14 protein-coding genes are annotated in these 16,363 nt (G+C 63.7%); 13 read left to right on the top strand and 1 reads right to left on the bottom strand.

The genetic code is table 11. The features are described from left to right. The first annotated feature begins 36 nt into the window (after positions 1 to 36). Genes ATI14_RS26705 through ATI14_RS26695 form a run of 3 tightly spaced genes read left to right on the top strand, consistent with a single transcriptional unit; the run spans position 37 to position 4,223 of the window. Positions 37 to 705: an ABC transporter ATP-binding protein gene (locus tag ATI14_RS26705; protein WP_016972044.1), complete on the top strand. Its 669-nt coding sequence runs from the start codon at positions 37 to 39 to the stop codon at positions 703 to 705. 1 nt (position 706) lies between these two features. Beyond that, the gene (locus ATI14_RS26700) at positions 707 to 3,169 is read left to right on the top strand and encodes an ABC transporter permease (RefSeq protein ID WP_016972045.1); all 2,463 of its coding nucleotides are present in this window, start codon (positions 707 to 709) and stop codon (positions 3,167 to 3,169) included. Then, positions 3,159 to 4,223: a lipocalin-like domain-containing protein gene (locus ATI14_RS26695; RefSeq protein WP_016972046.1), complete on the top strand. Its 1,065-nt coding sequence runs from the start codon at positions 3,159 to 3,161 to the stop codon at positions 4,221 to 4,223. The genes ATI14_RS26700 and ATI14_RS26695 overlap by 11 nt, the downstream gene beginning before the upstream one ends. 73 nt (positions 4,224 to 4,296) lie before the next feature. Here ATI14_RS26695 and ATI14_RS26690 read toward each other — a convergent pair whose 3' ends face one another. Continuing rightward, the gene (locus tag ATI14_RS26690) at positions 4,297 to 5,652 is read right to left on the bottom strand and encodes an aspartate aminotransferase family protein (protein ID WP_016972047.1); all 1,356 of its coding nucleotides are present in this window, start codon (positions 5,650 to 5,652) and stop codon (positions 4,297 to 4,299) included. Between the two features lie 193 nt (positions 5,653 to 5,845). Here ATI14_RS26690 and ATI14_RS26685 point away from each other — a divergent pair, with 193 nt between their 5' ends. From ATI14_RS26685 to ATI14_RS26640, 10 genes are all read left to right on the top strand, one after another. After that, the gene (locus tag ATI14_RS26685) at positions 5,846 to 7,219 is read left to right on the top strand and encodes a glycerate kinase type-2 family protein (RefSeq protein ID WP_016972048.1); all 1,374 of its coding nucleotides are present in this window, start codon (positions 5,846 to 5,848) and stop codon (positions 7,217 to 7,219) included. 15 nt (positions 7,220 to 7,234) lie between these two features. Then, entirely contained in the window at positions 7,235 to 7,933 is a 699-nt protein-coding gene (locus ATI14_RS26680; protein WP_016972049.1) for a haloacid dehalogenase type II, read from the top strand. A 26-nt stretch (positions 7,934 to 7,959) separates the two neighbouring features. After that, a complete protein-coding gene (locus ATI14_RS26675; RefSeq protein ID WP_016972050.1) occupies positions 7,960 to 8,355 on the top strand; it encodes a RidA family protein in 396 nt (131 codons plus the stop codon). A gap of 34 nt (positions 8,356 to 8,389) precedes the next feature. Then, positions 8,390 to 9,682: an NAD(P)/FAD-dependent oxidoreductase gene (locus ATI14_RS26670; protein ID WP_231124364.1), complete on the top strand. Its 1,293-nt coding sequence runs from the start codon at positions 8,390 to 8,392 to the stop codon at positions 9,680 to 9,682. A gap of 50 nt (positions 9,683 to 9,732) precedes the next feature. Further along, on the top strand, positions 9,733 to 10,788 hold the full coding sequence (locus ATI14_RS26665) for an ABC transporter substrate-binding protein (RefSeq protein WP_080520459.1): 1,056 nt from the start codon (positions 9,733 to 9,735) through the stop codon (positions 10,786 to 10,788). A 90-nt stretch (positions 10,789 to 10,878) separates the two neighbouring features. Further along, positions 10,879 to 11,943, top strand: a complete 1,065-nt coding sequence (locus tag ATI14_RS26660) for an ABC transporter ATP-binding protein (protein ID WP_016972053.1) — start codon at positions 10,879 to 10,881, stop codon at positions 11,941 to 11,943. Then, positions 11,940 to 13,121 (top strand): ABC transporter permease, encoded by a 1,182-nt coding sequence (locus tag ATI14_RS26655; RefSeq protein ID WP_016972054.1) that lies wholly within the window; start codon positions 11,940 to 11,942, stop codon positions 13,119 to 13,121. Before ATI14_RS26660 ends, ATI14_RS26655 begins: the two co-directional genes overlap by 4 nt. Beyond that, positions 13,118 to 13,909: an ABC transporter permease gene (locus tag ATI14_RS26650; protein WP_016972055.1), complete on the top strand. Its 792-nt coding sequence runs from the start codon at positions 13,118 to 13,120 to the stop codon at positions 13,907 to 13,909. Before ATI14_RS26655 ends, ATI14_RS26650 begins: the two co-directional genes overlap by 4 nt. Before the next feature lie 24 nt (positions 13,910 to 13,933). After that, positions 13,934 to 15,442 carry an aldehyde dehydrogenase gene (locus ATI14_RS26645; protein WP_016972056.1) on the top strand — a complete coding sequence of 503 codons (1,509 nt, stop codon included), beginning with the start codon at positions 13,934 to 13,936 and terminating at the stop codon, positions 15,440 to 15,442. Positions 15,443 to 15,522: 80 nt separating this feature from the next. Next, the gene (locus ATI14_RS26640; protein ID WP_231124365.1) at positions 15,523 to 16,275 is read left to right on the top strand and encodes a GntR family transcriptional regulator; all 753 of its coding nucleotides are present in this window, start codon (positions 15,523 to 15,525) and stop codon (positions 16,273 to 16,275) included. The last annotated feature ends 88 nt before the right edge of the window (positions 16,276 to 16,363 follow it).

Raw genomic sequence — 16,363 nt, 5'->3', positions numbered from 1 at the left:
TTATTCTCGTTTGCAGTCCTTCAAGCGAGCGTTTTTATGTTGCAGGTGCAAGGTGTGTTGAAAAGCTACGCCACCCCTCAAGGGCCACTGACGGTACTGGCGGGCGTCGACCTGCACCTGGGCGAGCGCAGCAGCCTGGCGCTGATGGGCGAGTCGGGCAGCGGCAAGAGCACGTTGTTGCACCTGGTGGCCGGGCTCGACCGCATGGACGGCGGCCGCATCCAGGTGGGCGAACAGCAGCTGGACCAATTGAGCGAAACGCAACTGGCCCACTGGCGTCGTACCGAAATCGGCCTGGTGTTCCAGCAGTTCAACCTGATCGGCAGTTTGCGCGTGGACGACAACCTGGCCTTCCAGGCCCGTCTGGCCGGGCGTTTCGACCCGCAGTGGCAAGCCGAGTTGGTAGAGCGCCTGGGCCTGGGCGACTTGCTCAAGCGTTATCCCGAACAACTCTCCGGCGGCCAGCAACAACGGGTGGCGGTGGGCCGCGCGTTGGCCTCACGCCCCGGTTTGCTGCTGGCGGACGAGCCCACCGGCAACCTCGACGAAGCCACCAGCGATGACGTGCTGCAACTGATGCTCGACCTGCTGCGCGACAGCCCCACCAGTTTGTTGATGGTCACCCACAGCCCACGTATTGCTGCACGCCTGGATCACCAGGTGGTGCTGCATCGCGGGCGCGTGGTGCCGGCGGACGCACGCTGAGATGGCGGTATTTTATTGGGCGTTGCGGGCGCTGCTCAGCCATTGGCGGCGCCATCCGGTGCAGTTCTTCAGCGTGCTGACCGGCCTGTGGCTGGCCACCGCGTTGTTGACGGGCGTGCAAGCCCTCAACAGCCAGGCGCGGGACAGTTACGCACGCGCCAGCCAACTGATCGGCGGTGAACCCCAGGCCAGTTTGAGCACGCCCGACGGCGCGGCTTTTCCGCAAGCGTGGTTTGCCGAACTGCGTCGCGCAGGCTGGCCGGTGTCACCGGTGGTCCGAGGCCGTCTGGTGCTCCAGGGGCACGATGACCAACGCTTGCAATTGATGGGCATTGACCCGCTGTCGTTGCCCGGCAGCGGTGCGGTGGCCGGGCAGCGTTTGAGCCAGGCGCAGATGCTCGCGTTTTTTGAACCGCCGGGGCGCACCTGGATAGCGCCGCAAACCTTGCAGGCGCTCGGGTTGCACGAAGGCGATCAGCCACTGGCCACCAGCGGTCAAACGCTGCCGCCCTTGCAGGTTCAACCCGATATGGCCCCCGGCCTGTTGCTGACAGACATCAGCTTCGCCCAGCCGTTGCTGGCGATGCCCGATCAATTGTCGCGCCTGTTGCTGGACAAGGCTTTCGCCGCTACCCATCCCACGCCACCAGTGGCGCTGCAACTCAAGCTCGGCGAAGACAACAACCTCGCGCGCCTGACCGAGAGCTTTCACTTGAACCTGGATGCCCTGGGCTTTTTGTCGTTCGTGGTGGGGCTGTTTATCGTCCACGCCGCCATCGGCCTGGCGCTGGAGCAACGGCGCGGGTTGCTGCGCACGTTGCGTGCCTGTGGGGTGAGCGCGCGCCTGTTGATCCTCAGCCTGGGCGTCGAACTGGGCGCCTTGTCATTGCTGGGCGGCGTGCTGGGGGTTGCCAGTGGTTACCTGTTGGCCAGCCTGTTATTGCCGGATGTGGCCGCCAGCCTGCGCGGTTTGTATGGCGCCGAAGTGCCGGGGCAACTGAGCCTCAGCCCATGGTGGTGGCTGGCGGGGTTGGGCCTGAGTTTGTTCGGCGCCTTGCTCGCCGGTGCCAGCAGTTTGTGGCGGGCGGCGCGCTTGCCGCTGTTGGCGCTGGCCAATGCTCAAGCCTGGCACGAGGCCCACGGCCGCTGGTTGCGACGTCAGGGCTGGGTGGCGGCGACGGCACTGGTGATCGGGCTGTTCGCGCTGTGGCTGGGGGATAGCCTGGCCGCCGGTTTTGTGCTGATGGCCGCGTTGCTGCTGGGCGCGGCGCTGGGCTTGCCGGTGCTGCTCAACGGATTGTTGAAGGCCGTTTTGGGGCGTAGCCGTTCGGTGCTGGGGCAATGGTTTCTCGCCGATTGCCGCCAGCAGTTGCCCGCCCTGAGCCTCGCGCTGATGGCTTTGCTGCTGGCGCTGGCGGCGAATATCGGCGCGGGGTCCATGACTTCCGGTTTTCGCCAGACGTTCAACAACTGGCTGGAGCAACGCCTCACCGCCGAGCTGTACGTCAACCCGCAAAACCCGGCTCAGGCCGAGCAATTGGCGACCTGGCTGGCGCAGCAGCCGCTGGTTCAAACCGTGTTGCCGGCCTGGGAGGTCTCGCTGCAATTACAGGGCTGGCCTGCCGACTTGTTTGGCGTGATTGACGATCCGACCTACCACCAGCACTGGCCTTTGCTGGAGGCGGCCAGCGAGCCGTGGTCGCAATTGCTCAACGGCGACAGCGTGATGCTCAGTGAACAAATGGCGCGACGGTTGAATGTTCATTTGGGCGAGTCGATAAACATCCCGGTGCCGCAAGGTTCCTGGGCGCCCCGCGTCGTGGGTATTTACGCCGACTATGGCAACCCGAAGGGGCATTTGATCGTTAACTATCGGCACCTGCTGGCGCATTGGCCGACGCTGGCCCCCGTGCGTTTCAACCTGCGCGTGTTGCCGCAGAACGTGCCGACAGTGGTGCGTGAGATGCAGCACGTCTTTGCCCTGGAAGACAGCCGTATCGTCGACCAGCAGCAACTCAAAGGCTGGTCGAGCCAGGTATTTGAACGCACGTTTTCCGCCACGGCTGCGTTAAACAGCCTCACCCTCGGCGTCGCCGGCGTGGCGCTGTTTATCAGCCTGCTGACCCAGAGCCAAAGCCGCCTCGGCCAGCTCGCACCGCTTTGGGCTCTGGGCGTAACCCGACGCCAACTGATGCTGCTCAACCTGGGTCAAACGTGGTTGCTCGCCGTACTGACCCTGATTCTGGCCTTGCCGCTCGGCCTGTTGCTGGCGTGGAGCCTGGACGCGGTGATCAATGTGCAGGCGTTCGGCTGGCGCCTGCCGTTGCAGGTGTTCCCGTGGCAACTGGCGCAATTGTTGGGCCTGGCCATGCTCGCGACGTTGCTGGCCTCCGCCTGGCCGCTGTGGCAGTTGTACCGCAGCCGCCCGGCGGATTTGTTGAGGACTTTCGCCCATGAAGATTAGAGCGCTGCTGTGCGCTGCGCTGTTGCTGCTCAGCGCCTGTGACAAGGCGCCCGCGCCGCCAGAGAGCTTCGCCGGGCTGGGCAGCGCCGCAGCGGACTTCGCCCAGGTGGTGCCGGGCAAGGTGTTCAGCTTTCCCGAAGACCACGGTCCCCACGACGGCTTTCGCATCGAGTGGTGGTACGTCACCGCCAACCTCAAGGATGCCGAGGGCAATGTCTTCGGCGTGCAATGGACATTATTTCGCAACGCGTTGAAAGCCGGGCCGACACAGCCGGGCTGGCACGACTCGACGGTGTGGCTTGGTCACGCCGCCGTCACATCGGCCACCCGGCATTACGCGGCGGAACGGTTTGCCCGTGGCGGTGTGGGGCAGGCAGGTGCTCGGGCGGTGCCATTTGATGCCTGGATCGACGACTGGCGTTTCACTTCTCGCCCGGGCGCCTCCACTGCCTTGGCCGACATGCAGCTCAAGGCTGGCGGGCCGCAATTCGCCTACGATTTGCACCTGACGTCGAGCCGGCCGCTGGTGCTGCAGGGCGACAACGGCTACAGCCGCAAGTCCGATCAGGGGCAGGCGTCTTACTACTACAGCCAGCCGTTTTTCACCGCTGCCGGCAGTGTCAGCATCGACGGCAAAACCTATGAGGTCAGCGGCTCAGCCTGGCTCGACCGCGAGTGGAGTAGCCAGCCCCTGGCCGCCAGCCAGACCGGCTGGGACTGGTTTTCCCTGCACCTGGACCGTGGCGAGCAACTGATGCTGTTTCGCGTACGGCAAACCGACGGCGCCGGTTACCTGACCGGCACCTGGATCGACAAGGAAGGCCACACCCAGACCCTGCACAATGCCGATATTCAACTGGCGCCGCTGGCAACAACCGACATTGACGGGCGCCACATTCCTACACGTTGGTCGCTGAAAATTCCTGGCAAGCAACTGGATATCACCCCCGAAGCCGTCAACCCGAAGGCGTGGATGAACCTGAGCATTCCTTACTGGGAAGGGCCGGTGAAGTTTGACGGCGGGGTGGGGTATCTGGAGATGACGGGGTACTGAAACCAGGCAGCCGACGGAGGCTGAATGGCTATCACTGTCCCCATGGCGAGCAGACTCGCCATGGGGTTTGGGTTTACTTCAATAACGTCGCCAGCACCGCCTCGGTTTCCGTCAGCAGGCGCGTGGCGTCCTTCTCGGAAAACACCAGCGGCGGCCGGATCTTCAATGTGTTGGCGGTAAAACCTGTGGCTGAAATCAGCACGCGGCGTTCGCGCAATCCATTGACGATGGCACTGGTGAGCGCCGCGTCCGGGGTCTTGGCCTCGCGGTCGCTGACCATCTCCACGCCAATGTACAAACCTGCTCCGCGCACGTCGCCAATCTGTTCATAGCGGCTGGCGATGTCTTCGAAACCGGCGCGGATAAAGCGGCCCACGCGCTCCGAGTTCTCCAGCAGCTTCTCTTCATTGATCACATCAAAGGTGGCCTGCGCCGCTGCGATGGCCACTGTGTTGCCACCGAAGGTGTTGAAGTAGCGCATGTCCTGGCCGAACCGCGCGACGATTTCCGGCGCGATGGCGATGGCCGCTACCGGGAAGCCGTTACCCATGGGTTTACCCATGGTGATGATGTCCGGGTCGATGCCGTGGCGCTGGTAGCCCCACAGTGCATCGCCGGTGCGCGCAAAACCGGACTGCACTTCATCGGCGACAAACAGCCCGCCGGCCTTGCGCACTACCTCTGCCACCGGCCCGAGCAGGTCGGTGGGGTCGGAGAACACGCCGTCGGAGGAGAAAATCGAATCGACGATGAACGCCGCCAGGCCTTCGCCACGGCGCTCCAGGTCCTGGATCTGCAGGCTCACCTGGTCGGCGAACCATCGGCCCATGGTTTCCTTGGGAATGCGGTACGAGTCCGGCGTCGGCACGCGGCGCACCCAGGTGCCCAATGGCGAGCTGGCGCCCAGCGACGGCGAGAAACCGGCAGTGAGGTGTGAATTCCCGTGGTACGCCTCGGAGGTAATGATGATGCCTTTCTTGCCGGTGTGGTGCTGGGCGATGCGCATCGCCAGGTCGTTGGCCTCGGAGCCGGTGCAGGTAAACATCATGTGCCCCGATTCACCCACGCGCCCGCCAAAGGTACCGAGCAATTGCTCGGCATAGTCGAGGATGCCGTCCTGGATATAGCGCGTGTGGGTGCACAGCGTGTGCGCCTGGCGGCTTATCGCGTCCGCCACTTTCGGGTGCGCATGGCCCACCGACACCACGTTGTTGTAGGCATCCAGGTATTCATTGCCGTGCTTGTCGTAGAGCAACACGCCCTGGCCACGGCCGACTTGCACCGGGTTTTGATAGAACAGGCGATAGGCCGGGCCCAGCAGGCGGATGCGCCTTTCGATCTGGTGACGGGTGTCAGCGTCGAGGTTCTTCAGGCTTTCGGGGTTGAAAGCGTTGACCATCGTGGCGTGACGCTTGGGCGTGTCAGTCATGGTGCACTCCGGGCGGGCAGGGCGGTTCGCCTGCGGGTTTAAGGTGGTTCAGACAGCAGGGAAGACAGGTGCCAGCATACCCATCAACTTTATTGTCGACAATAATCAATTTATTATTTCTAGCGTATTGTAATATTGTCGACATTCTTCAATAATCGATTTCGCCACCTTATCCACCGCCAGGAGAAACCCGATGTCCGGCACCACCATCAAGAACCGAGAGGTATTGCAGGGCAGCGGCGACACGGCATTGCGCCGCCTGGCCCTGAGCATTGCAGAGGCGGGCATTGCGTATGCCGACCCTGGCAATGCGTTGCCGCGTTTTGTGGCACTGGAAGGCGACACCCTGGTGGTTGAGAGTCGGCGTTATTCACTGGCAGACGGCGTGCGGGTGTTCGTGGTGGGCGCCGGCAAGGCGAGTTTCCCCATCGCCAAGGCGCTTGACGGGTTGCTCGGTGCACGCATCCATAAAGGGCTGGTCACCTGCAAATACGGGCAAGAGGGCAGCCTCGACCATATCGAACTGCGCCTGGCCAGCCACCCGATTCCGGACGAAGCCTCGTTGAAGTCGGCGACAGACACCGTCGAACTGCTCAAGGACGTGCGCGCCGGCGACATTGTGCTCGGCTGCTTCACCGGCGGCTCGTCATCCTTGTTCGTGGCGCCGGTGCCGGGCATTTCATTGGCCGAAAAGGCCCAGGCCAACGACCTGCTGCTGACCTGCGGTGCGAACATCGTCGAAATCAACGACGTGCGCAAACACCTCTCCACCGTCAAAGGCGGGCGCCTGATTCGCAACCTCGCCCCTGGTGCGGTGCTGATCAACCTCACTGTGTCGGACGTGATCGGCGACGCGCTGGACTACATCACTGACCCCAGCGTGCCCGACCGCTCCACCTTCGCCGACGCCCAGGCCGTGCTCGACAAATACCACCTGTGGGACCGCATGCCGGTGGCCATCGCCGCTTATTTACGCCTCGCGCCGCCGGAGGATGAAACCGTGCGCGCCGAAGAACTGGCGCACCTGACCTGCCAGGACGTGATCCTCGTGGCCGCCGACGCCGCCTGCATCGGCGCCTCCAACGAAGCGCGGCGCAATGGCTACAACCCGCTGTTGCTGTCGACCTTTTTTGAAGGTGAAAGCAGCGCCCTGGGCCGCAACCTGGTGGCCATCGCCAAACAAATCGCCCTCGACGGCCGTCCTTTGTTTCCGCCTTGCGTCTTGATCGGCGGCGGTGAAACCACCGTGACCACCGGCGGCCAGCGCGGCAGCGGCGGGCCCAACCAGGAATTCGCGGTGAGTGCCGCCCTGGAGTTGCAGGATACGCGCGGCATCGTGGTGCTTGGCCTCGACACCGACGGCACGGACGGGCCCACACGCTATGCCGGCGGCATCGCCGATGGCAGCACCGCGCAATGTGCGCTGGAGCTGGGTGTCGACCTGCACCAGGCCTTGGCCCGGCACAACGTGACGCCGGCGCTGGAGCAGATTTTCCATGCCATCGAGACAGGCGCGACGGGCACCAACGTCAACGACCTGAAACTCGTCCTGATCGCCAAACCGTAAACAAAGGAGAACCCCATGCTGACGGGCCAAAAACCGACCTGGCTGACGTTCGATTGCTACGGCACCCTGATCCAGTGGGATGAAGGTGTCCGCGCCGCATTGACCGAGATCCTCGAACGCCGTGGGCGTATCGACATCGACCTGAAACAGGTCATCGCCTGGCACGACGAGCGTGAACACGTGCTGGAGCAGTCGGTGCCGTTCATGAAGTTTCGCGCCATCGTGGCCCAGAGTTTTGTCGAGGCCATGACCCATTTCGGCGTGCCCACCGACCTGGCCGATTTCGATTTGCTGCTGCAACGCATCTCCGCCATGCCGCCGTTCCCCGAAGTGGTCGCCGCGCTCACCGAGCTCAAGCGCATGGGCTTCAAGCTGTGCATCGTGTCCAACACCGAAGACTCGGTGATCGCCGGCAACGTCGCGCAACTGGGCGGCACCATCGACCGTGTGATCACCGCCGAACAGGCGCGCGCCTACAAGCCTTCGCCGCAGCTGTTCAACCACGCTCACCGCGAGCTGGGCGTGGACAAGGCCGAGGTGGTGCACATCTGCGCCTCGCCGCTGCTCGACCTCACCGCCGCGCGGGACATTGGCTTTCGCTGCGTATGGATCGACCGGGGCACGGGCCGCAAGGCGCCCGCCGATTACACCCCCGATGAAATCTTCCCGAACCTGTCCCACGTTCCTGCGCTGTTCAAATCCCTGGGTTGGTAAACCCGCATATCACTACTGGAGGCACCATGTTTACGCGTTTGAATTACTCGGATCGCCCGGCACCCACCACGCAGTTTTCCGAAGCCGCGCTGGTAAACCGTTCCACGCGCCTGCTGATCACCTCCGGGCAGATCGGCGTCGGCCCCGATGGCCGCTTGGGCGAAACCGCTGAAGAGCAGATCGACATCACCTGGAAAAACATCCTGCAATTGCTCAAGGAAGCCGGCACTTCGCCCGAGTACATCGTCAAGGCCACGACTTACCTGACCAGCGCCGATGACATTGCGATCTACCGCAGCATCCGCAACCGCTACATCCCGACCGTGCGCGCCTGTTCCACGCTGGTGATCGTGCCGGCCCTGGCCGACCCGGGCTACAAGGTCGAAGTCGAACTGATCGTGGCCGTCCCCGACGCTGCCTGACCTCCGCCAATCCCCCCGCAGACAGGGTGCGCACATGAGCAAGATGAAGCTGAACTCGATTCTCCAACCACTGGACCGCGCCGCCTGGACGGCCACGGCCGAAAGCGCGCCGGTATTGCAGGCGTTGCAGGAAGATTTGGTGGTGGATGTGGCGATTGTCGGCGCGGGGTTTACCGGGTTGTCGGCGGCCATTGAGCTGGCCTCGCGCGGCGTGTCGGTCGCAGTGCTGGACGCCGGGCTGGTCGGCGGCGGCGCCTCGGGGCGCAACGGCGGGCAGATCAACCCCGGCCTCAAGCTCGACCCGCATGATGTGCTGGCCAAGCACCCGGAGATCTCCGACCACGCCCTGGATTTTTCTGGCCGTGCGCCCGATGTGGTGTTTGATCTGGTTGCGCGTTACGACATCCAGTGCCATATCAAACGCACCGGCTGGCTGATGCCCGCGCACCGTGAAAGTGCCGAGGCTGACCTTGAACAGCGCGCCAAGGGCTGGATCAGTCGCGGCGTGCCGGTGCGCACGTTGGGCCGCGACGAAACCCGGCGCATCACCGGCAGCCCGGCCTACACCGGGGCGATCATCGACCCGCGCGGCGGCAATTTGCAGCCGTTGAGTTATGTGCGCGGTTTGGCCCGTGCGGCGGTCAGCGAAGGGGCGCGCGTGTTTGAAAAGACCCCGGTGACCGCGCTGGAGCAAGCCGCTGATCAATGGCTGCTGACCACGCCCAAGGGCCAAGTGCGCGCGGCGCAGGTCATCCTTGCCACCAACGGCTACACCGACGGGCTATGGCCGGGGCTCAAGCAAACGATTATCCCGATTCACTCGTTCCAGATCGCCACGGTGCCGCTGTCGCCGGCGCTCGGCGCGACGATTTTGCCCGAAGGCCACCACGCCGCCGACACCCGTCGCCTTATCCAGTACTTTCGCCGTGACAGCGCCGGGCGGTTTTTCCTCGGTGGCGAAGGCAAGGCGGGCGGTGCCAAGACCCCGTCGGACTTCTCGCACCTGTACCGCCTGATGGTCCAGGCGTACCCGCAACTCGAAGGCGTGGCCATCGAATACGCCTGGTCCGGCCAGTTGGCCGTCACCCCGGGTTACTTGCCGCACGTGCATGAGCCTGCGCCCGGCATCAGCGCGGTGCTCGGTTGCCAGGGCCGCGGCATTGCCATGATGACCGCGATGGGCCAATCACTGGCTGCGCATTTGCTCGACCGATCTTCAGCGCTGGGCCTGCCCGTTACCCGTCTCAAGCGCATCCCGTTTCACGGACTGAACCAGCTCTACGCCGCCGTGGCCTCGAGCTGGTTCCGCATGATGGATGTGAACTGAAACCCTGCGCACGACAGGGCCACGCGTGACTTAACGATCAGGGGAATACCATGTTGAAGCACTTCAGATTGGCGCGTTGTATCGGCACCCTTGCAGTACTGACCTCGGCGGTTGCCGCAGGCCAGGCCTCGGCCCGCGACTTCACTGTGGTCGGGTGGGGCGGTGTGACCCAGGATGCGCAAAGGGCAATCTACTTTGCCCCGTTCTCCAAGGCCGTCGGCAAGCCGGTGCTGGAAGACTCCTGGGACGGCGGTTACGGCGTGCTGCAAGCCAAGGTCAAGGCTGGCAACCCCAACTGGGACGTGGTGCAGGTGGAGTCCGATGTGCTGGAGCTTGGCTGCGCCGATGGGCTGTTCGAGAAGCTGGACTGGAGCAAGATCATCCCCAGGGACAAGTTCCTGCCCGACGCCATCAGCACCTGCGGCGCCGGCGTTTACTACTGGTCGGTGGCCATGGGTTACGACGCCGACAAGTTCCAGGTCGGCCCGGCCAACTGGGCCGATTTCTGGGATCTGAAGAAATTCCCCGGCAAGCGTTCGCTGCGCAAGGGCGCCAAGTACAACCTGGAATTCGCGCTGCTCGCCGACGGCGTGGCGCCGAAGGATCTGTACACCGTGCTCGACACCCCGGAAGGCGTGGATCGCGCGTTCCGCAAACTCGACGAACTGCGCCCCAATATCCTTTGGTGGGACGCCGGTGGCCAGCCGCTGCAATACCTGGCCTCGGGTGAGGTGGCGCTGGCGGCGGTGTACAACGGCCGGCTGACCAACATCAGCAAGACCGAGCACAAGCATTACAAACTGGTGTGGCCGGGCAGCATCTATGCGATGGACAGCTGGGTGATCCTAAAGGGCGCCGAGCACAAAGACCTTGCCACCCAATTCCTGGCGTTCGCCAGCCGCTCCGAAAACCAGGCGAAGTTCCCGAGCCTGGTCTCCTACGGCGTGCCCAACCGTGACGCGGCGGCGCTGATTCCACCGGCTGATTACGTCGACCTGCCGAGCAACCCCGAGAATATGAAAGAGGCGATTCCACTGAACACCACGTTCTGGAACGACCATCTGGAAGACCTGACCGCCCGCTACAACGCCTGGCTCGCCAAGTAGGGCGCGCCTGGCTTTTGCACGTCCTGCCACGGTGAAGAGTGCGCCCCGCGTTGCGGGCGCACGACAAAAATACGCTCAGAGGATGCCGTTGTGACTGATTTCAGAATACGTTTTGCGGGCGTCACCAAGCATTATGGTGCGATCAACGTGATCGACAACTTGTCCCTGGACATTCAGGCCGGTGAGTTCGTCAGCCTGTTGGGACCGTCCGGCTCCGGCAAAACCACCTTGCTGATGATGCTGGCCGGTTTCGAAACCGCCAGCCACGGCGACATCATCGTCAACGGGGTTACCGTCAACGACCTGCCGCCGCACAAGCGCGACATGGGCGTGGTGTTTCAGAATTACGCGCTGTTCCCGCACAAGACCGTGGGCGAAAACGTGGCCTTCCCCCTGCGTATGCGCGGGGTCGGCCGCAGTGAAATCCAGCAGCGCGTGGCGCGCGCCCTGGACATGGTGCAACTGAGTGCCTTGAGTGACCGCCACCCCACCCAGTTGTCCGGCGGCCAGCAACAGCGGGTCGCCCTTGCCCGCGCGCTGGTGTTCGAACCGCGTGTGGTGCTGATGGACGAACCCCTCGGCGCGCTGGACAAACAGCTGCGCGAACAGATGCAACTGGACATCCGCGAGCTGCATAACCGCCTTGGCCTGACCATCGTGTTCGTGACCCACGACCAGTCCGAAGCGCTGACCATGTCCGACCGCATTGCTGTGTTCAACAAGGGCAAGATCGAACAGATCGGCTCACCGCGCGACATCTACGACCGCCCGCAAACACGCTTTGTGGCGCAATTTATCGGTGAAACCAACCTGCTCGAAGGGCGCCTGGTGAGCATCGACGGCGAGCGCGCCGAGGTGCTGCTGGGCAGTGGCGTGACCATCCGCGTGCCGGCGTCGGGCTTGAATGTGGGCCAGAACGTGATGGTTTCGGTGCGCCCCGAGCGCCTGACGCTGTCGGACACGCCACGCCCGGTCAACTCGCTGCCGGTGCGCATGGTTGATGCGGTTTACCAGGGCGACCACCTGCGCGCGCAACTGGCGGGCGACAACCTGACCCTCACTGCACGCCTGTGCCGCTCGCAGCCTGAACATTCCAACGGCACGCAGATGCAGGCGCATTTCGACCCCCGGGACTGCTGGATGATTGCCTCATGAGCACGCTGACCGTGGCCAAACGGCGCTCGGCGATCCTGCTGGTGCTGCCGCTGTTTCTATTTATGCTGGCGTTTTTCCTGTGGCCGCTGGGCACCGTGATGCAACAGGCGGTCTCGGACAAATCCGTGCTCAATGTGTTGCCGCTGACCCAGGCAGCTGCAGCGCATTGGGACGGCCAGTCGCTGCCGGGCCCGGCCATCGAGCAGGCGTTTGTCAGTGATATCCGTAATGTCGACGACCAGCAGCACATCGGCGAAATGGTGCGCCGGCTCAACAGCGCCTATCCCGGGTTTCGCACCCTGATCAGCAAGACCCAAGCCGCCATCCAGGCCACCGACGGCCCGGTGGACCTGGTAGGCGTCGACAAGCGCTGGGCTGAGTTGCGTTATTGGCAGACCATCCGCGATGCGCTGGCGCCGGTGACCGACCGCTTCCTGCTGGCGGCGGTGGACCTGCAGCGCGACAGCCTCGGCGCCATCGTCGATATGCCAGGCGACGCCTCGGCCAACCGCACCTTGATGCTGCGCACCTTTGGCATGACCGCGACCATCACCGCACTGTGCCTGTTGTTGGGTTACCCCTACGCGGCGCTGCTGGCGAGCGTCAGCGGCTGGCGGCGCACCGTGTTGCTCGGCGCTGTGTTGCTGCCGCTATGGACCTCGCTGCTGGTGCGCACCACGGCGTGGTTCATCGTGTTGCAGGACAACGGCATCGTGAACCGCGTGCTGATGTGGCTGCACATCACCGATCACCCACTGGCTCTGGTGTTCAACCGTACTGGCGTGATCATCGCCATGACCCATGTGCTGCTGCCGCTGATGGTGCTGCCGATCTACAGCGTGTTGCTAGGTATCCCGCGCAACCTGATGCCGGCCGCCGGGTCGTTGGGCGCCAAACCGTGGCGCGCGTTCATTGAAGTGACGCTGCCGCTGAGCACACGGGGGGTTACCTCCGGCGTGTTGCTGGTGTTCATGTCGGCCGTGGGCTACTACATCACCCCGGCGCTGATCGGCGGGCCGAAAGACCAGATGATCAGCTCGGTGATCGCCTTCTACGCCACCGGTGCCGCCAACTGGGGCATGGCCAGCGCGCTGGGCCTGGTGCTGCTGGTGATTACGCTGGTGCTGTACACCGTGTACAGGCGCCTTTCCACCCGTGAACAGGGAGCGGACGAATGAAAACCAACCCGTTGCTGGCCATGTTCGGCGCCTGCATGGTGGTGTTCCTGCTGGCACCGCTGCTGGCCGTATTGCCGCTGGCGTTCACCTCGAGTTCGTTTCTGGTGTACCCGATTCCGTCTTTCTCGCTGCGCTGGTTCGAGCGGCTGTTCACGGCGCAGGCCTGGCAATTGTCGATCATCAACAGCCTGATCATGGCCGTGGGCGCGACCTCCCTGGCTACCTGCCTGGGCACGTTGGCGGCCCTGGGGTTGCGGCGCAAGGGCGTGCCGTTTCGCGGCGTGGTCAACTCGCTGTTCCTGTTGCCGATGGTGGTGCCCGCCGTGGTGCTGGGCGTGGGCATGCAGATGTTCCTGCAAACCCTCGGGCTGACCAACAGTTACAGCGGCGTAATCGTGGCGCACACAGTGCTGGCGGTGCCGTTTGTGGTGATCAGCGTGTCCGGCGCGCTGGCCGGAATCAACCCCAAGCTGGAACTCGCCGCCGCCAGCCTCGGCGCGAGCCCGTTGACGGTGTTGCGCACCACCACCTTGCCGCTGGCGCTGCCGGGGATTCTGTCCGGTGCGGTATTGGCCTTTGCCACGTCGCTGGATGAAGTGGTGCTGACGCTCTTCGTCGCCGGCCCCGGCCAGCGCACCCTGGCGTTGCAGATGTTTTCCAGCATCCGCGAAAACATCAGCCCGGAAATTGCCGCGGCTGCGTTTCTGTTCATCGCCGGCACCGTGCTGATCGGCTTGAGCGTGGTGCTGCTGCGCCGCCGCCGTCAGCGCCGGTTGCTTAGCGTTTAACCTCAACTTCACAGGATGTTCGCAATGAAAAACTACGTGGGCGCTTCCTATTACCAGCGTGTCGCCGACACCCTGGTGCTGCCCGACCGGCCCTATATCAACGGGCGTTTTGTCGACGGCAAGCCTGACGGTACTTACCAGAACACCAACCCGGCCACGGCCCAGGTGTTCGGCACCGTGGCGTTCGGTGGGGCAGGGCATGTGGACCAGGCGGTGGTGGCGGCGCGGGCGGCGTTTGATTCCGGGGTGTGGTCGCGCTCCAAGCCGGAATACCGCAAGGACGTGCTGTTGGCGCTGGCGCAACTGATCCGCGTGAACGCGACGGAACTGGCGGTGATGGAGTCCCTGGACAGCGGCAAGCCGATCAAGGATTGCCTGCATGAAATCGGCACCGAAGTGCCGAATTTCTTCCAGTGGTACGCCGAGCTGATTGACAAGACCTTCGGCAAGGTCGCGCCCACCGGCGAAGACGTCACCGCGTTTGTGCTGCAGGAACCTATCGGCGTGGTCGGCGCAATTGTGCCGTGGAACTTCCCGCTGTTGATGACTGCCTGGAAACTCGCCCCGGCGCTGGCGGCCGGCTGCAGCGTGGTGCTCAAACCCGCCGAGCTGACCTCGTTGACCGCGCTACGGCTGGCGGAACTGGCGTCCATCGCCGGCCTGCCCGACGGTGTGCTCAACGTGGTGCCGGGCGATGGTCATGAAGTCGGCCAAGCCATGGGCCTGCACCCGGGCATCGATGCAATTACCTTCACCGGTTCCGGCCCGGTCGGTGCGCTGCTGCTGGAATACGCGGCCCACAGCAACCTCAAGCCGGTCGGCCTGGAACTGGGTGGCAAGAGCCCGTTCATCATTCTCGATGACGCGCCGCTGACCGACGACCTGATCGCCAATGCGGTCAACGCGGCGTTCTGGAACGGCGGACAAAACTGCACGGCGAACATGCGCCAGATCGTCCATGCCAGCCGCAAGGACGAATACTTGGAAAAGGTGCTGGTCAATGTGGCGGCGCTGAAAGTCGGCGACCCGCTGGACCCGGAAACCGAAATCGGCCCGCTGGTCTCGGCCAAACAGCGCGAGCGGGTGCAACGCTATATCAACCGGGGCCTGGAGGAGGGCGCACGCTTGGTGGCGGGCAACCGCGCGCTGGATTTGCCGGGCTTCTACGTCGACCCGGTGGTGTTTGATGAGGTGAAGCCGGGCATGGTCATCGCCACCGAGGAAATCTTCGGGCCGGTGCTGGGCGTGATCACCGTGCAGGACGACGAGCAGGCCTTGCAGGTGGCGCGTGACACCGAGTTCGGCCTGCATGCCACCGTGTTCACCCGTGATATCGACCGTGCGCTTCACTTTGCGCGGCAGTTGCCGTGCGGCGTGGTGGGCATCAACGGCTTCACCGAGGGTGACGTCAAGACGCCGTTTGGTGGCTATAAACGCTCGGGTTCGCTGTCGCGGGACAAGGGCGTCGAAGCCCTGCAGCAATATGTGCAAACCAAGACGGTTTGGGTGCGCTCGCTGCGCGGTGTCAGCTGATCGGGCGGGGGCTTTTAATAATTGGCGACAATCTTGTGCGTTTGCTAGAGTGCCTGCACGAAAATGAGTCGAGCATCGCCGTGAGCCTATTAAAAGTCCCCAAGGTCGTGAAACTGTCTGCGGAAATGCAAGCGGCCGAAGTGCTGCGCGAGTCCATCATGTCGGGCACGATTCTGCCGGGGGCGCGGGTCACCGAAGTGCAACTCGCCCAGGAGATGGGCCTGTCCCGCGCCACCGTGCGCTCGGCCCTGCATCAGCTGGAAAAGGAAGGCCTGACCACGCTGATCCCTTACACCGGCTGGACCGTGATTTCCCTCACGCCCAAGGATGTGTGGGAGCTCTACACCCTGCGCTCCAGCGTGGAGCGCCTGGCCGCACAACTGGTGGCGGCGGGGATGGACGACGCCAAGCGCGCCTTGCTGAGTCAGCATTACCAGGCGCTGGTCGAGGCTTGCCACGCCGGCAAGGCCGAGGCCATCGCCGAAGCCGACTTCGCGCTGCACAAGACGATCATCACCCTGGCGGACCATAGCCGCCTGTTGTCCCAGTACGAATTCATCGAGCGCCAGATTCGCCTGTATATCCGTTCCAGCGATTCGTTGATTCACGACGCCGAGGCCATCATTGAGCAGCACCGGCCGTTTGTGGACGCGATTCTGGCCGGTGATGCCGAGACGGCGGGGGCCTTGTCCGAGACGCACAACCTCAGCGAAGGCGCCAAGCTCAATGACCACCTGCAAGGCCTGATGACCGAAGATGCCTCGCCATTGGCAGCCGACGGGCGCCTGAAACACCTCAAGCCGCGCCGCGCCAAAGCAGCCGTCAAACCATAGGTTGAGCGTATGTTGGCCTTACGTTAATACGAATATACCTGGCACACCTCGTCGGTAAGACTTGAGCCCCAACCACAACAGGGGCTCA

The sequence above is a fragment of the Pseudomonas tolaasii NCPPB 2192 genome (assembly GCF_002813445.1).
Taxonomy (GTDB): domain Bacteria; phylum Pseudomonadota; class Gammaproteobacteria; order Pseudomonadales; family Pseudomonadaceae; genus Aquipseudomonas; species Aquipseudomonas tolaasii.
This window is presented reverse-complemented; position numbering and strand designations above follow the sequence as displayed.

Excerpts from the sequence above, each read along its gene's own strand:
- ATI14_RS26645 (WP_016972056.1), top strand. The coding sequence starts at position 13,934 with ATGAAAAACTACGTGGGCGCTTCCTATTACCAGCGTGTCGCCGACACC.
- ATI14_RS26700 (WP_016972045.1), top strand. The coding sequence starts at position 707 with ATGGCGGTATTTTATTGGGCGTTGCGGGCGCTGCTCAGCCATTGGCGG.
- ATI14_RS26685 (WP_016972048.1), top strand. The coding sequence starts at position 5,846 with ATGTCCGGCACCACCATCAAGAACCGAGAGGTATTGCAGGGCAGCGGC.
- ATI14_RS26675 (WP_016972050.1), top strand. The coding sequence starts at position 7,960 with ATGTTTACGCGTTTGAATTACTCGGATCGCCCGGCACCCACCACGCAG.
- ATI14_RS26690 (WP_016972047.1), bottom strand. The coding sequence starts at position 5,652 with ATGACTGACACGCCCAAGCGTCACGCCACGATGGTCAACGCTTTCAAC.
- ATI14_RS26670 (WP_231124364.1), top strand. The coding sequence starts at position 8,390 with ATGAGCAAGATGAAGCTGAACTCGATTCTCCAACCACTGGACCGCGCC.
- ATI14_RS26680 (WP_016972049.1), top strand. The coding sequence starts at position 7,235 with ATGCTGACGGGCCAAAAACCGACCTGGCTGACGTTCGATTGCTACGGC.
- ATI14_RS26665 (WP_080520459.1), top strand. The coding sequence starts at position 9,733 with ATGTTGAAGCACTTCAGATTGGCGCGTTGTATCGGCACCCTTGCAGTA.
- ATI14_RS26650 (WP_016972055.1), top strand. The coding sequence starts at position 13,118 with ATGAAAACCAACCCGTTGCTGGCCATGTTCGGCGCCTGCATGGTGGTG.
- ATI14_RS26705 (WP_016972044.1), top strand. The coding sequence starts at position 37 with ATGTTGCAGGTGCAAGGTGTGTTGAAAAGCTACGCCACCCCTCAAGGG.
- ATI14_RS26695 (WP_016972046.1), top strand. The coding sequence starts at position 3,159 with ATGAAGATTAGAGCGCTGCTGTGCGCTGCGCTGTTGCTGCTCAGCGCC.
- ATI14_RS26655 (WP_016972054.1), top strand. The coding sequence starts at position 11,940 with ATGAGCACGCTGACCGTGGCCAAACGGCGCTCGGCGATCCTGCTGGTG.